Source organism: Micromonospora sp. MA102, from assembly GCF_025460765.1.
GTDB classification, from domain to species: domain Bacteria; phylum Actinomycetota; class Actinomycetes; order Mycobacteriales; family Micromonosporaceae; genus Micromonospora; species Micromonospora halotolerans.
Map to the genome: position 1 here is coordinate 47,526 of NZ_JAMWEG010000005.1, position 14,864 is coordinate 62,389.

Annotated in this window: 12 protein-coding genes and 1 riboswitch; of the genes, 8 read left to right on the forward strand and 4 right to left on the reverse strand. The window is 74.4% G+C overall.

Annotated elements, in window-relative coordinates; genetic code table 11:
- Positions 1–34 precede the first annotated feature (34 nt).
- Positions 35–361 (forward strand): cupin domain-containing protein, encoded by a 327-nt coding sequence (locus NFX44_RS12165; protein WP_262283621.1) that lies wholly within the window; start codon positions 35–37, stop codon positions 359–361.
- A 47-nt stretch (positions 362–408) separates the two neighbouring features.
- Here NFX44_RS12165 and NFX44_RS12170 read toward each other — a convergent pair whose 3' ends face one another.
- Positions 409–1,617, reverse strand: a complete 1,209-nt coding sequence (locus tag NFX44_RS12170) for a globin domain-containing protein (RefSeq protein WP_262283622.1) — start codon at positions 1,615–1,617, stop codon at positions 409–411.
- 161 nt (positions 1,618–1,778) lie between these two features.
- Between NFX44_RS12170 and NFX44_RS12175 the strand changes: the two genes are divergently transcribed.
- Both NFX44_RS12175 and NFX44_RS12180 read left to right on the forward strand, forming a co-directional pair.
- Entirely contained in the window at positions 1,779–2,216 is a 438-nt protein-coding gene (locus tag NFX44_RS12175) for an Rrf2 family transcriptional regulator (protein ID WP_262283623.1), read from the forward strand.
- Entirely contained in the window at positions 2,216–2,848 is a 633-nt protein-coding gene (locus NFX44_RS12180) for a class I SAM-dependent methyltransferase (RefSeq protein WP_262283624.1), read from the forward strand. The genes NFX44_RS12175 and NFX44_RS12180 overlap by 1 nt, the downstream gene beginning before the upstream one ends.
- A gap of 51 nt (positions 2,849–2,899) precedes the next feature.
- Here the strand turns inward: NFX44_RS12180 and NFX44_RS12185 are convergent, their stop codons facing one another.
- Positions 2,900–4,156 (reverse strand): hypothetical protein, encoded by a 1,257-nt coding sequence (locus NFX44_RS12185; RefSeq protein ID WP_262283625.1) that lies wholly within the window; start codon positions 4,154–4,156, stop codon positions 2,900–2,902.
- A gap of 325 nt (positions 4,157–4,481) precedes the next feature.
- Here NFX44_RS12185 and NFX44_RS12190 point away from each other — a divergent pair, with 325 nt between their 5' ends.
- Together NFX44_RS12190 and NFX44_RS12195 are read left to right on the forward strand one after the other, a co-directional pair.
- Positions 4,482–6,539 carry a type IIA DNA topoisomerase subunit B gene (locus NFX44_RS12190; protein WP_262283626.1) on the forward strand — a complete coding sequence of 686 codons (2,058 nt, stop codon included), beginning with the start codon at positions 4,482–4,484 and terminating at the stop codon, positions 6,537–6,539.
- A gap of 31 nt (positions 6,540–6,570) precedes the next feature.
- On the forward strand, positions 6,571–9,060 hold the full coding sequence (locus tag NFX44_RS12195; protein WP_262283627.1) for a DNA topoisomerase (ATP-hydrolyzing) subunit A: 2,490 nt from the start codon (positions 6,571–6,573) through the stop codon (positions 9,058–9,060).
- A gap of 182 nt (positions 9,061–9,242) precedes the next feature.
- Here the strand turns inward: NFX44_RS12195 and NFX44_RS12200 are convergent, their stop codons facing one another.
- Together NFX44_RS12200 and NFX44_RS12205 are read right to left on the reverse strand one after the other, a co-directional pair.
- The gene (locus NFX44_RS12200) at positions 9,243–10,580 is read right to left on the reverse strand and encodes a uracil-xanthine permease family protein (RefSeq protein ID WP_262283628.1); all 1,338 of its coding nucleotides are present in this window, start codon (positions 10,578–10,580) and stop codon (positions 9,243–9,245) included.
- 94 nt (positions 10,581–10,674) lie between these two features.
- Positions 10,675–11,313 carry an alpha-ketoglutarate-dependent dioxygenase AlkB gene (locus tag NFX44_RS12205; protein ID WP_262283629.1) on the reverse strand — a complete coding sequence of 213 codons (639 nt, stop codon included), beginning with the start codon at positions 11,311–11,313 and terminating at the stop codon, positions 10,675–10,677.
- Between the two features lie 222 nt (positions 11,314–11,535).
- On the opposite strand from NFX44_RS12205, the gene NFX44_RS12210 reads away from it, so the two are divergent.
- From NFX44_RS12210 to NFX44_RS12220, 3 genes are all read left to right on the forward strand, one after another.
- A complete protein-coding gene (locus NFX44_RS12210) occupies positions 11,536–12,720 on the forward strand; it encodes an acyltransferase (RefSeq protein ID WP_262283630.1) in 1,185 nt (394 codons plus the stop codon).
- Between the two features lie 219 nt (positions 12,721–12,939).
- Positions 12,940–13,338 carry a hypothetical protein gene (locus NFX44_RS12215; RefSeq protein ID WP_262283631.1) on the forward strand — a complete coding sequence of 133 codons (399 nt, stop codon included), beginning with the start codon at positions 12,940–12,942 and terminating at the stop codon, positions 13,336–13,338.
- A gap of 162 nt (positions 13,339–13,500) precedes the next feature.
- A complete protein-coding gene (locus NFX44_RS12220; protein WP_262283632.1) occupies positions 13,501–14,298 on the forward strand; it encodes a hypothetical protein in 798 nt (265 codons plus the stop codon).
- 360 nt (positions 14,299–14,658) lie between these two features.
- A riboswitch (cyclic di-AMP (ydaO/yuaA leader) is annotated at positions 14,659–14,800 on the forward strand.
- The last annotated feature ends 64 nt before the right edge of the window (positions 14,801–14,864 follow it).

The following is a 14,864-nucleotide window of genomic DNA, read 5'->3' on the forward strand; positions in this document are numbered from 1 at the left end:
CCCGGCGCCGCGCCACCCGATCCGGAGGTGTCCCGTGTCCCCGTTCGCACTGTCCCTGCTCGCCGACGAGCAGCTCGCTCTGGCCCGGACCACCGGCAGCGGGCGCAGCGCCCGGACGCTGCTCGGCGGCCCGGCCCGGCTGCGCCAGACGCTGGTCGCGCTGATGGCCGGCCACGCGCTGGAGGAGCACGCCAGCCCCGGCGACGCGACCCTCCAGGTGCTGCGCGGACGGGTCCGCCTGGTCGTCGAGGGCCGCTCCTGGCCGGGTTCGGCGGGTGACCTGTTGGTCATCCCGGACGCCCGTCACGCGCTGCACGCCGACGAGGACGCGGTGGTGCTGCTCACGGTCGCCCGCGGATGACGGCACTCCGACCGCGGGCCGGTCGACCGGCCCGCGGTCGGGCAGCCTCAGCGCAGCATGCCCGGCCCGAACACCTCGTACGCGATCCGCTCGGCCGGCACGCCCCGGCGCAGCAGGCCGCCCCGGACCAGGGCCATGAACGGCACCGGCCCGCACAGGTGCACGTACGCGCCGGGGGCGAGCGGAACCAGCGCCGGGTCGACGAGACCCTCGGTGATCTCCGCCTTCACGCCGGCCAGTTCGCCGCCGGCGGTGTCCTCGTACCAGAGGTGGACGGCGAGGTTCGGCAGCCGCTCCTGGAGCGCCGGCAGCTCGTGACGCAGCGCGTGCGCGGCGCCGGTCCGGTCGGCGTGCACGAGCGTCACCGGCCGGTCGGGCTCGGTGGCCGCCAGGTGCGCGAGCGCCGACATGGCCGGGGTCAGCCCGATGCCGGCGCTGACCAGCAGCAGCGGCTGCCCGTCGCCGAGCGCGCTGACCTCGCCGAACGGCGGGCTGAGCCGGAGCGTGTCGCCGACCGCGACCCGATCGTGCAGGAAGCCGGAGACGATGCCGTCGGGCGTGCCGGCGGTACCGCGTACCCGCTTCACGGTGATCCGCCAGTGGTCGGCGCCGGGCCGGCCGGAGAGGCTGTACTGCCGGATCTGCTGGCCGCGGCCGCCGTCCAGGTCGACCGCCACGGAGGTGTACCGGCCGGCGGTGAAGCCGGGCACCGGCCCGCCGTCGGCCGGGACCAGCGTGAACGACACCACGTCCGGGGTCTCCGCGGTCTTCGCCGTGACCCGCCACTCGCGCCACACCGAGCCGTTCTCCGGCACCCCGGCCTCGGTGTAGAGGCGCGCCTCCCGGGCGATCAGCTCGCAGGCCAGCAGCCAGTACACCTCGTCCCAGGCGGCCGCGACCTCCGGGGTGACCGCCTCGCCGAGCACCTCGGCCACCGCGGCCATCAGGTGCCGGCCGACGATCGTGTACTGGGTGGCGGTGATCCCGAGGGAGACGTGCTTGTGCGCGATCCGGTCCAGGACCGGCCCCCAGGGCACCGCGCTGCCCCCGGTCAGGTGCCCGGCGTACGCGACCACGGCGTCGGCGAGCGCCGCCTTCTGCGTGCCGGTGGCCTGGTTGCTCCGGTTGAAGATGTTGAGCAGCTCCGGGTGGGCGGCGAACATCCGCTGGTAGAACCGGCCGGTGATCGCCTCGCCGTGTGCCTGCACGGCGGGCAGCGTCGCCGTCACCACGGCTGCGGAGGATTCCGAGAGCACGACTACTCCTTCGGGTGTCGAACGGGTCGATCACCACTGAACAGGAATGGCAGATACCTCTTCAGGGCCGAAGGTCCCGGGACCCGCGTGGCCAGCGTCACGGCCGCGAACGGGCTGGCCGGCCCGTGTCGCGGCGGGCGCGCTCTGGCTAGGGTCGAGGCGTGAAGCTCAACCGGTCGACCGACATGGCCCTGCGGATCGCCATGCTGACCGCCGCGTCCCCGGCCCGGACCACCGTGGACGAACTCGCCACCCAGCTGGCGCTGCCGCGCAGCCACGTGGCCAAGGTGGTGCAGCGCCTGCAGCGGCTCGGCGTGCTGGTGACGATCCGGGGCCGCTCCGGCGGGGTGGCCTTCGCCGAGCCCGCCGGGGAGCTGACCGTGGGCCACGTGGTGCGGGCCTTCGAGGGCGACGACGAGGTGGTCAACTGCGAGCAGCCGGCGTGCCCGCTGGTCGCCGGCTGCCGGCTGCGCGGCGAACTGCGCCGCGCCCAGGCCGCCTTCCTCGCCGTGCTCGACGGGGTACGCCTCGGCGACCTGGTCGACGGCGCGGCCGGCCCGCTGCTGCTCACCCTCGGCGTTCCGGCGGTTCGCACCTGATGGCCGTCTCGCATCCGATCTTCGCCCGGGTCTTCGCCCGCGCCAGCGTCGCCATGGACCGGGCCGGTGCCGCCGCGCACCGGCGCCGCCTGGTCGCCGGGCTGAGCGGCCGGGTCGTCGAGGTGGGCGCCGGCAACGGGCGGAACCTCCCGCACTATCCGCCGACGGTGACCGGAGTGCTCGCCGTGGAGCCCGAGCGGCGGCTGCGCGCCCTCGTCCGGGCCGCCGCGCCCGACGCCCGCGTTCCGGTGACGGTGGCCGCCGGCCTGGCCGAGGCGCTGCCGGTCGCCGACGCGAGCGCCGACGCGGTGGTGCTGTCGCTGGTGCTCTGCTCGGTGCCGGACCAGGCGGTGGCGCTGCGCGAGGCGCGCCGGGTGCTCCGCCCGGACGGCCAGCTCCGCTTCTACGAGCACGTCGTGGCAGAGACTCCCGGGCTGCGCCGCGCCCAGCGCTTCGCCGACGCCACGCTCTGGCCACTGTGCTGCGCCGGCTGCCACACCGCCCGGGACACCGTGGCGGCGATCCGGGCCGCCGGCTTCACCGTGGTCGAGCTGGACCGGTTCCGGTTCCCGCCGTCCGGGATGCCGGGGCCGGCGTCGCCGCACGTGCTCGGCGCGGCCGTCCGCCCCTGACTGACCCACCGCGGGGCGCCCCCGCTCGGGACGCCTCGCGGTCGTGGCGGGTCAGCCCACCGTGATCGTGCCGTCCGGGGCGCGGACGCAGGAGACCGCCCGGGACCCCGTCGTGGCGGCGCCGGCCAGGCAGCGGCCGAGCACCCGGTGGCCGGCGGCGCTCGGGTGCCAGGACTCCTGGCAGGTCTGGAAGTAGGTGCCGCAGGCGTTCGCGATCCGCTGGATGTCGAGCTTGTCGTAGCCGGAGAGGCTGGTCACGAAGACGCCGGTCGGGCCGTCCATGAGCCGGATCGGGGTGGCCAGGGCGTTGCCGGGGCTGCCCGCCGACTCGCAGAGCCGGGCGCCGTCGAAGGCGCGCTGCACGTTGAGGTAGACCAGGTCGTCCTGCGGGAACTCGGCGGCCAGGGTGCTCCGGACCGAGCTGACCAGGGTGCCGAGACCCTGCGAGAAGCGCTGGCCCGGGGCGAGACTGCCGCGGTGGATCGGGCAGCCGGCCGCGTACCGCTCGGCGCCGAGGGCGCGGAACTTGTCCCGGGTGTCGTCCCGGTCGTCCTCGCTCCAGTAGCCCGAGGCCAGCTCGGCGGGGAGCGGGTTCGTGTAGTCCTGGAACACCACCCGGTGCTGGCCGTCGGCGTCGATCTGGTCGAGCGTGGTGAGGAGCTGCCGGACCGCCGCGGTGGTCTCCGCGGTCGCGGCGGCGAACTGGGCGGCGGTGGCCAGGTCGGCGTCCGTGCAGGGCTCCTGCTCGACCGGCCCGCCGAGGTACGCCCAGAACTCCCACCAGCCGGTCCAGGCGTCGGCGATGAACCGGTTGGCGCACTTCTCCGCCACGCTGCCGAAGGTGAACGAGCTGTTGTTCGAGCCGAGACCCACCAGCACCAGGTCGATGTCGTGGGTGCGCGCCACCGCCCGGAGCTGGTCGAGCTGGGCGCCGACCTGCCGGCCCTTGGCGCGGCTCGCGGAGGCGGCGGCGATGTCGTAGGGCTGCCCGCCCGAGCAGGCCAGGTTGAACCGGGCGGCGATGCCCGGCAGGTCGGCCTGGAACAGCGAGGCGTTGGGCGAGCGGTGGCAGAAGTAGGCGTTGCTGTTCGGCGCCGACCAGCCGGGGAAGCCCTGGGCCACCCCGTTGACGTCGACCACGGGCGCGTACGCCCCGGCGCCCTCGCCGCTGATGAAGCTGTCGCCCAGCGCCACGGCGGCGGTGGGCAGGGCGGCCGCGGCGGGCCCGGCGGGCGCCACGGCGGCCGGCAGCGCCACCGCGGCCACGGCCAGCGCCGCCGCGAGCGCGGCACGACGGAACAGGGACATGGGCCGACCCCCTCACACATCGAAATGTGAAAGATCCTCTGAGGAGGCGATCAGATCACGCAGGTGTGACGCACGTCAATGGATGGTTGTCCCGGTGTCCGCTCCCGCGGCGCCCGGTGGGAAGACACCGGCGGGGCACGTCGTTGCTTCGCAGGGACGCCTCCTCGCCTCCGCGGCGCCGGCCGACCGCGCCGCACCGCACCGGGTGCCACGGGTCTGTCGGAGTGCCGGGCTAGGCTCGCTCCGGCGCGCCGCGCCTGGCGATCGACGTGGGGGATCGCACGGTGAACGGCACCACACCGCCGAGACCTGGGAGTACGACCAGTTGACCGCACAGCCTGAGACCCTGTACGGGGCCGACGACCTGACGCACCTGGAGGGCCTCGACGCCGTCCGGAAGCGCCCCGGCATGTACATCGGCTCGACCGACAGCCGTGGCGTGGGTCACCTCGTCAACGAGATCCTCGACAACTCGACCGACGAGGGTGTCGCGGGTCACGCCAAGAAGGTCGACGTCATCCTGCACGCCGACGGCTCGGTGCGGGTCGACGACGACGGCCGCGGCATCCCGACCGACGTGCACGCCAAGTCCGGGATCTCGGGCGTCGAGCTGGTGCTGACCCGGCTGCACGCGGGCGGCAAGTTCGGCGGCTCCGGCTACAAGACCTCCGGCGGCCTGCACGGCGTGGGCGCCTCGGCCGTGAACGCGCTCTCCCGGCGGTTCGACGTCACGGTCCGCCGCAGCGGCAAGATCCACTCGATGTCGTTCCGGCACGGCGTACCCGGGATCTTCGACGGCGACGGCCCCGACGCGCCGTTCACGCCCGGCCCCGGGTTGCAGGTCGTCGGCGCCATGAAGCGCGGCCAGCGCACCGGCACCTCCATCCGCTGGTGGCACGACCCGCGCTACTTCGAGACCGGCGCGGCACTGGACACCGAGGCGGTCCGGCTCAAGCTGCGCAACACCGCCTTCCTCGTCCCCGGCGTGGCCTACCGGCTGCGCGACGAGACCGGCGAGAAGGCCGTCGAGGAGAGCTTCCACTTCCCCAACGGCCTCACCGACATGGTGGATTACCTCGCCCCGGCCGGCGACCGCCCGGTCTCCGGCACCCTGCTGGTCACCGGCGAGGGGACCTACCGGGAGAACGCCGCCGACGCCAACGGCGTCATGCAGTCCAACGTGCAGCGCCGGGCCGAGATCGAGGTGGCGTTCCGCTGGGGCACCGGCTACGAGCGCACCGTCGAGTGCTTCACCAACACGATCCGCAACGCCCACGGCGGCACCCACCGCAAGGGCTTCGAGCGGGCCCTGGCGCGCACCCTGGCCGAGGCCGCCCGCAACACCCGTGGCCTGCTCAAGCCCAAGGAGGATGCGCCCACCCTGGACGACGTCCTGGAGGGCATGACCGCGGTGGTGCACGTGCGGATCCCCGAGCCGCAGTTCACCTCGCAGACCAAGGACGAGCTGTCCACCGCGGGCATCACCAAGGTGCTCCAGGGCCTGGTCGAGGCGCACCTCAAGGCCTGGCTGGAGGACCGGCGGACCAAGGCCGAGGCCCGCACGGTGCTCCAGAAGATCGTCGACGCGGCCCGGGTCCGGCTCACCCAGAAGCAGCAGAAGGACGCCGCTCGGCGCAAGACCGCCCTGGAGGGCGCGTCGATGCCGGCCAAGCTTGTCGACTGCCGGGCCACCGGGGTGGACCGCAGCGAACTGTTCATCGTGGAGGGTGACAGCGCCCTGGGCACCAGCCGGATGGCCCGCTCCTCGGAATACCAGGCGCTGCTGCCGATCCGCGGCAAGATCCTCAACGTGCAGAAGGCGAACCTCCAGCAGGTGCTCGACAACGCCGAGTGCGCGGCGATCGTGCAGGTGCTGGGAGCCGGCTCGGGGCGCACCTTCGACCTCTCGGCGCTGCGCTACGGCCGGGTGCTCATCATGGCCGACGCGGACGTGGACGGCGCGCACATCCGGACCCTGCTCATCACGCTCTTCGCCCGTTACATGCGGCCGCTGATCGAGGCGGGCCGGCTCTATGCGGCCATGCCGCCCCTGCACAAGATCACCACGAGGGGGCGCAACCCGCAGACCGTCTACACCTACACCCAGGCCGAGATGGAGGCGACGGTCCGCAAGCTGGAGAAGGCCGGCAAGCAGATCGTCACGCCCATCCCGCGGTTCAAGGGTCTCGGTGAGATGGACGCCGACGAGCTGTGGGAGACCACCATGAACCCGGCCACCCGGGCGGTCCGCCGCATCACCCTCGACGACGTCGAGGCCGCCGAGCGGATCCTCGAACTGCTCATGGGGGAGAAGGTCGAGCCCCGCCGCAACTGGCTCATCGACTCGGCCGACCGGGTCGACCGCGACGCCATCGACGCCTGACCACCGGGTTCTTCGAAGGGAAAGCTGAACCATGGCACGCCGCAAGGACGACCGCGCCAAGGCGGATCTCTCCGCCTTCGACCAGGCCGGCGCCCGGGTCTTCGACAACCCGCTGGTCACCGAGGTGTCGGACTCCTACCTGGAATACGCCTTCTCGGTCATCCACTCGCGGGCCCTGCCCGACGCCCGGGACGGGCTCAAGCCGGTGCACCGGCGCATCCTCTGGTCCATGTACGAGCAGGGCCACCGCCCCGACCGCGGGCACGTGAAGTCGGCCCGGATCGTCGGCGACGTCATGGGCAAGTACCACCCGCACGGCGACGCGGCGATCTACGACGCGATGGTCCGGCTCGCCCAGGACTTCTCGCTGAACGTGCCGCTGATCGACGGGCACGGCAACTTCGGCTCGCCCGACGACGGCCCGGCCGCCGCCCGCTACACCGAGGCGCGCATGTCCCGCGAGGCCATGCTGCTCGTCGGTGAGCTGGGCGAGGACACCGTCGACGTCGAGCCCAACTACGACGGCTCGCTGACCCAGCCCACCGTGCTGCCGGCGGCCTTCCCGAACCTGCTGGTCAACGGCGCGTCCGGGATCGCGGTCGGCATGGCCACCAACATGATCCCGCACAACCTGGCCGAGGTCGTCCACGCCGCCCGCTGGCTGATCAACCACCCGGACGCCACGCTCGACAAGCTCATGGAGTTCGTCCCCGGCCCCGACCTGCCCACCGGCGGGCTGCTGCTCGGCCTCGACGAGGTGCGCCGGGCCTACGAGACCGGGCGCGGCGTGGTGCGGATGCGGGCCCGGGTGCAGACCGGCCCGCTGGAGGGCAGCCGGGGCCGGCAGGCCATCACGGTCACCGAACTGCCCTACGGGGTGGGCGCCGAGAAGGTCATCGCCGCCATCACCAACGAGGTCAACAAGACCAAGCGGCTGACCGGCATCGCCGACGTCAAGGACCTCACCGACCGGGAGAACGGCACCCGGCTGGTCATCGAGTGCAAGGTCGGGGTCAACCCGCAGGCGCTGCTGGCCGACCTCTGGCGGCTCACCCCGCTGGAGCAGTCCTTCGGCGTGAACAACCTGGTCCTGGTCGACGGCCAGCCGCAGACCCTGGGTCTCAAGCAGCTGCTGGAGGTCTTCCTCGCCCACCGCTACGAGGTGGTCACCCGGCGCAGCGCGTACCGCAAGCGCAAGCGCGAGGAGCGGCTGCACCTGGTCGACGGCCTGCTGATCGCCCTGCTCGACATCGACAAGGTGGTCAAGCTGATCCGGGCCAGCGACGACGCCCAGGCCGCCAAGGACGGCCTCATGCAGAAGTTCAAGCTCTCCGAGATCCAGGCCACCTACATCCTGGACACCCCGCTGCGCCGGCTCACGAAGTACGACCGGCTGGAGCTGGAGGCCGAGCAGGAGAAGCTGCGCGGCGAGATCGCCGAGCTGTCGAAGATCCTGGACGACCCGAAGGTGCTGCGGAAGCTGGTCTCCGACGAGCTCGGCGCCGTGGTCAAGCAGTTCGGCGCCGACCGCCGCACCACGCTGGTCGACGGCGACCTCAAGGAGGTCCTGGCGGCCTCCGTGCCGGCCGGCCCGCTGGAGGTCGCCGACGACCCCTGCCAGGTCATCCTCTCCGCCACCGGGCTGGTCGCCCGCACCGCGGCCGAGTCGGAGGAGGCCGCCGAGGCGCGCCGGCGCAGCGGCCGGGTCAAGCACGACGCCGTACGCGCGGTGGTGCACTCGACCGCCCGCGGCCGGGTGCTCCTGGTGACCAGCGCCGGGCGGGCCTTCAAGATCGACGTCTTGCCGCTGCCGGTGCTGCCCGAGCAGTCCGGCACGGTGTCGTTGCGCGGCGGCATGTCCGCCGCCGAGCTGGTGCCGCTGGAGCAGGGCGAGACGGTCGTCGGGCTGGCCCCGCTCGGCCCGCCCGCCGAGGGCTCGCCCGGCCTGGCGCTCGGCACCCGGCACGGCGTGGTGAAGGTCTGCGCGCCCGAGTGGCCGGTCCGCTCGGACGAGTTCGAGGTGATCTCGCTGCGCGACGGCGACGAGGTGGTCGGGGCGACCTGGCTCACCAACGGGGCGGAGACCCTGGCGTTCGTCTCCTCGGAGGCGTCGCTGCTGCGCTTCGCGGCGTCGGTGGTCCGGCCGCAGGGCATCAAGGGCGGCGGCATGGCCGGCATCAGCCTGCCGGCCGGGGCGCGGGTGGTCTTCTTCGGCGCGATCCGCACCGACGACCCGGGCCACGGCGAGCCCATGGTGGTCACCTCGACCGGCGCCACGGTCAAGGTGACGCCGTTCAAGGCGTACCCGGCGAAGGGCCGGGCGACCGGCGGTGTGCGCGCCCAGCGGTTCCTCAAGGGTGAGCTGGACCTGGCCGTGGCCTGGATCGGCCCGCGCCCGGTAGGGGCCACCGCCACCGGCGACCCGGTCGAGCTGCCCCCGGCCGACCCCCGCCGCGACGGCTCCGGCTTCGCGGTGATGCTCGGCCCCACGGTGGTCGGCCACCAGATCGACCGCGACTGACCGTCGCGCGAAGGGGCCCCGCGGCATGGCCGCGGGGCCCCTGCGCACACCACCCGCGCACCCCACCCCACCCCTCCCGGCGTTGATCATGAAGTTGTTGCCCTCGGGCCCGGCGTGTCGTGACAACAACTTCATGATCAACGGCGCGGGGGCCGGCGGCCGGGGCGGGGCGGGGAGGGTGGTCAGAGTTCGGGTTCGGGGCCTTGGCGGGTCGTCGGGGTGGTGCCGCGGAGGTGGGCGATCAGGCGCATGCCGTGGTAGATCACCAGGGCGGCGGCGGTGCCCAGGGCGATGCCGTTGAACGAGAGGTCGCCGGCGGTCAGCGTGTAGTTGGCGGCGCCGACGATCACGGCGACCGCCGCCGTCATGAGGTTGACCGGGTCGTGGAAGTCCACCCGGTTCTCGATCCAGATGCGGGCGCCCAGCACGGCGATGAGGCCGTACAGGGCCGTGGTGGCGCCGCCCAGCACCCCGGCCGGCACGGTGAGGATCAGCGCGCCGAACTTCGGGCAGAGCCCGAGCAGCACCGCCGCGAACCCCGCCACCCAGTACGCCGCCGTCGAGTAGACCCGGGTCGCCGCCATCACGCCGATGTTCTCCGCGTACGTGGTGGTGCCGGAGCCGCCGCCGGAGCCGGCCAGCACGGTGGCGATGCCGTCGCCGAGGAACGCCCGGCCCATGTCCCGGTCCAGGTTCCGCCCGGTCATCGCGGCGACCGCCTTCACGTGCCCCGCGTTCTCCGCGATCAGCACCAGGATCACCGGGATGACCAGCACCACGGCGCGCAGGCCGAAGCTCGGGGCGTGGAACTGCGGCAGGCCCACCCAGGCGGCCTCCTTCAGCGTGGTGACCGCCGTCGAATCGAGCTGGCCGAGCAGCGCCGCCAGCACCCAGCCGACCACGACGCCGACCAGGATCGACAGCCGGGCCAGGAAGCCGCGGAAGAGCACCGTGGTGACCAGGATGGCGACCAGGGTGATCACCGCGATCAGCGGCTGCGCCTTGACGCCGGTGCCGCTGCCGCCGCCGTCCCAGGCCACGGGGGCCAGGTTGAGCCCGATGAGGGCCACGATGGCGCCGGTCACCACCGGCGGCATCAGGGCGTCGATCCAGCGCGCCCCGGCCAGTTGCACCACCACGCCGACCAGCGCCAGCGCGACGCCGGCGACCACGATGCCGCCGAGCGCCGCGCCGATGCCGCCGTCGGTCTTCGCGGCCAGCACCGGGGCGATGAAGGCGAACGACGACCCGAGGTACGAGGGCAGCCGGTTGCCGGTGATCAGCAGGAACAGCAGCGTGCCGAGCCCGGAGAAGAAGAGCGTGGTGGCCGGCGGGAAGCCGGTGATCAGCGGCACCGTGAAGGTGGCGCCGAACATGGCGACCACGTGCTGCACGCCGACCCCGACGGTGCGCGGCCAGGACAGCCGCTCGCCGGGGTGGACCACGTCGCCGGGGGTCACGGAGCGGCCGTCGCCGTGCAGGGTCCAGGGGGACCAGCGGGAGGTGGGGGACTGGGTCATGGCAGCCCTTCGCGTCGTCAGGTGACGGGGGCGTGATCGACCCTGAGAGTTGTTTCTAGCACGGCCCCGGGCCGGGCCCGGGGCCGGCTCGGCGTCAGGCCACGCCGGCGGGGCGGAACTGGACGCTGACCCGGGGGCCGACCGGCCGGGCCGTCTTCGGGACGGCGTGCTCCCAGGTGCGCTGGCAGGACCCGCCCATCACCACGAGGTCGCCGTGGCCGAGCGGGAAGCGCAGGCTGGTCCCCCCGCCGCCGCGGGGGCGCAGCAGCAGCGGCCGGGGCGAGCCGAACGAGACGATGGCCACCAGGGTGTCGGTGTGCGCGGAGCGGCCCAGGGTGTCGCCGTGCCAGGCCACGCTGTCCCGGCCGTCCCGGTAGAGGCACATGCCGGCCGTCACGAAGGGCTCGCCCAGCTCGGCCGCGTAGTGCCGGGTGAGCGTGTCGCGCGCCGTGGTGAGCACCGGATGCGGGAGTTGCCGGCCGGCGGCGTACCAGCAGAGCAAACGGGGGACGTCGACCTCGGCGTCGTACATGGTGCGGCGCTCGGCCCGCCACGGCACCTCGTGCAGCAGCGTGTCGAGCACCGCGTCGGAGCCCGCCACCCAGCCGGGCAGGTGGTCGACCCAGGCGCCCCGGCTCAGCTCGTGCCGGCGCACCCGGCCGGCGAGCGGGCCCAGGGTGGGACCCTGCGCGGCGAAGTCGAGCATCGAGGGCTGGTACGCGACGTCGGACACGCGCCCGATCCTACCCTGCTCTCGAACAGGCGTACGAGGAATGGCGGGGTTGGCCGGGAACGGCGGCCCCCGTCGCGCCGGGGGGCGCGGATCCGGACACCGGGTAGGGTGCCCGGCGGTGGCCCGGCCCGCGGGCGCCGTCGCGGGAGGCCCTCCGGCCGCCCGCCGACACCCCCGAGGAGGAGCTGTGCCGGTGACCCTGCGGATGGCCGGGTCCCCGGCGTGACCAGTGCTCCGGCCGCCCCTCGCGCCACCCGCCTGCCGTCGCTGACCGGCCTGCGCTGGATCGCCGCCCTGCTGGTCTTCGCCTTCCACGTCGGCACCATGGGGATCGTCGCCCAGCCCGACCTGAAGGCCTTCGTGGGCACGGCGTTCGGCCTCGGCCTCTCCGGGGTGGAGTTCTTCTTCATCCTCAGTGGATTCGTGCTGGTCTGGTCGTACCGCGACGGCGAGCCCCGCCGCACCTTCCTGCGCCGGCGGCTCGCAAAGATCTACCCGAACCACCTGGTGACCTTCGTGGTGGCGCTGGCCGTCGCGTTCTGGTTCGCCGACCCGGTCGCCCCGTGGGCCGCGGTCGGCAACCTCTTCCTGTTGCAGGCCTGGATCCCCCTGGACGGCTACTTCTACAGCGTCAACAACGTGAGCTGGTCGCTCTCCTGCGAGCTGGCTTTCTACCTCTGCCTGCCGCTGGTGCTGCCGTGGCTGCGCCGGGCCCGGACCGGCGCGCTGTGGGCGGTCGTGGTCGCCGTGCCGCTGCTCATCCTGGCACTCTGGCCCGCGCAGCTCCTGGTGCCGGAGGAGAGCCGCTGGTGGTTCACCCAGATCTTCCCGGTCACCCGCTCCTTCGAGTTCTGGCTGGGTGTGGCGGCCGCCGAGCTGCTGCGCCGGGGCCGCTGGCGCGGCCCGAACCTGACCGTGGCCAGCCTGCTCTTCGTGGCCACCTGGGTGGTGGCCGCGCTGTGGATCCGCGCCGAGTTCTGGGCGGCCCTGCTCGCGGCGGCCTACCTGCTGGTCATCACGGCGGCGGCGGACGCCGACGTGCGGGGCCGGCCCACGCCGTGGCGGTCCCGCGCGATGGTCTGGCTCGGCGAGGTCTCCTTCGCCTTCTACCTGGTCCACGTGCTGGTCATGAGGACCGTGCTGCGGCTCACCGGCGACTGGGGCACCGGCCTGGGCGGCTGGTGGGACCCGCTCGTGGTGCTCGGCTTCCTGCTGCTCAACCTCCTGCTCGCCGCGGCCCTGCACCGCTGGGTGGAGATGCCTTTGACGCGCCGCCTCGGGCCGTCGCGCCGGGCCCGCCGGGCGCCGGCCGCCGCCGCGCCGGCGCCGCGCGTTCCCGCCCCCCGCGCGGCCCCCGAGACCCCGGCCAGAAGCGTCGAGTACGCCGGGCGGCGCGACCCGGGCTGAGCCGGTGCACCCGCCTCGGCGCCGCCGTCCCGGCCGGACCGGTCGACCGCTCCGGCGGGGGTTGATGCGCGGCCGAGCACACCACCGCGGGTCCGCCCCGGCTGCGCCCGCCGCCGTCCCCGGCGCCCGCGCCGTCCACCCTGGCCGGTGCCGCGTGCCGGCGCCGCGACACGCCCGCGCGACGGTGCGATGTGGCGTCATCGGCGGTAGTTTGTACCCGTGCTGCCGATCGCGCTCACCTGTCCCGTGTGGTGGGTGGCGCGCTGGACCGCCCGGACGCTGGCCACTCTGGCCGTGCTCGTCGCCTGCTCGTTCGGCGCGGCCACGCTGCCGCTCGGCGGGCCCGCGACCGCGCCGGTGGCGGCCACCGTGGTGGCCTCCGCCGAGGGTCTGCCCCTGCGTGCCGACGCCGCCGGGCAGCTCCGGGCCGCAGCCGACCCCGCCACCGCCGGCACCGGGCAGGACGTCCGGGGCGAAGCCGTCGACGCGCCGGCCCTGCCGGCGGGTCAGCCCTGGCCGGCGGCGCCCGCGGCCGTGACCCGCGCGGCGGGCCGGTCGCTCGCCCTGACCGGGCTGGCCCCGGCAACCGTCGGCTCCCGGGCCCCGCCCGCCCGCTGACCCCATCCGCGGGCCGACGGCCTGCGCCCGCCGCACGCACCGAACCTCACCCCCGCACCCGCCCGCAGGGCGGCCCGGCGGCACCCGTTGCCGCCGCGCCCGCCGCCTCCACGGGTCGTGCGGACACCTCTCCGCCACGTTCTCTCCCGTGAGGTGCCGACCATGCCGCAGACCGTTCTCTACCATTTCCTGACCGAGGTGCCCGAGGCCGCCGCCATCTGGTCGGCCCTGCTCCTGCTCGCCCTCGGCCTGCTCGCCGTGCTGGTCGCCCGCCCGGAGCGGGACGGCGCCTCCGATCCGGCCCCGGACCCGGCCGTGGAGGCGGCCGCCCGCCGGGCCGACCTGCGCCGCTACGCCGACGAGGTGGCGGTGGCCGCCGCCGGTGCCGCGCAGACCGCCCGGCGGCGCCGGGAGCAGTGGGTCACCGCCCAGGACGAGGCCGACCGGGCCTGGCGGGCGTATGACGAGGCCGAGGCCGCCGCCCGCCGCCTGGCCCCGGCCGCCGCCCTGCCCGCGCCGCACACCCCGCGCACCCCGGCCGAGTACGCGGCCCGGGAGCGCTGGCTGCACCACGCGGCGATGACCGCGCACTGGCGGGGCGACCTGAGCGCCCGGCAGCTCGCCGACGTGCTGGCTCACCGCAACGGGTGGGACCCGCGCCGGCACCCGGCCGAGCAGGAGATCGTCCTGGCCCGCGCGGTACGCGAGAGCCGCCGGGCGGCCTGGGCGGCGACCGCGGAGCGGGAGCGGCGGGCCTGGCGGGACGCCGAGCTGGCCGCCGAGGCGGCACGAACCCTGTCCGCCGAGTCCTACGCGGCGGCCACCGCGCTCAGCCCCGGCCGCGCCGAGGACCCGGCCGCGGCGGTGGAGGGCCGTGACGACGCGGCGACGACGCGGCTTCCGGTTCCGGCGTCGGCCGCGGTGCCCGGCGCCCGCTGGCGCCCCGCCCGGGCCGGCTGACCCGGACCCGCTCGCGGCACCACCGGCTCCGGCGGGCACGCCCGTCCCGCCCGTGCGGAGCGGGGTCGACCGAATTGTTATCCGAAATGTGGTGAGCCCGGTCACGGGCACCCGGAAACGGTCATCGGGGACAGGGCGGCCGATCGATGGCCGCAATTTCGGGACGGCCGCCACCGGATGTCCGCTTTCCGCCGCGCGGCGCCACCGCAACTGCTCGTCCCATTGAGTGAAGTGAGTGACGACTGTTCCGGTATCAGTAGTCGTGCACGAGGTTTACGCAGGTGGGAGTGCTTGGCAGGAGGGGTGCCCACCGGTAGTGTCGGCGCGTCCGGTGCGGTTTCCGATCGCAAGTGGCGACGCCGTGCCGACCCGCCTAATCGTGCTCACACGAACCGGGGACCCACAGCAACACCGGGGTGAATCCGCAAGCCACGGCCTGCGGTAGGGCCTACTTCCCGCCCGAATCCGTCAGCTAACCCGGTCGGCGGCCACGGAAGGAGTGCCATTCCTCGTGCTCACCACCCCCCGCTCGTCTCCCCACCTCCACGGCATCGTGGTGCCGGCGC

What these genes read in the sequence shown, in the direction of transcription:
- NFX44_RS12200 (WP_262283628.1), bottom strand. Translation starts at nt 10,580, where the DNA reads ATGACCCAGTCCCCCACCTCCCGCTGGTCCCCCTGGACCCTGCACGGC.
- NFX44_RS12180 (WP_262283624.1), top strand. Translation starts at nt 2,216, where the DNA reads ATGGCCGTCTCGCATCCGATCTTCGCCCGGGTCTTCGCCCGCGCCAGC.
- NFX44_RS12220 (WP_262283632.1), top strand. Translation starts at nt 13,501, where the DNA reads ATGCCGCAGACCGTTCTCTACCATTTCCTGACCGAGGTGCCCGAGGCC.
- NFX44_RS12195 (WP_262283627.1), top strand. Translation starts at nt 6,571, where the DNA reads ATGGCACGCCGCAAGGACGACCGCGCCAAGGCGGATCTCTCCGCCTTC.
- NFX44_RS12185 (WP_262283625.1), bottom strand. Translation starts at nt 4,156, where the DNA reads ATGTCCCTGTTCCGTCGTGCCGCGCTCGCGGCGGCGCTGGCCGTGGCC.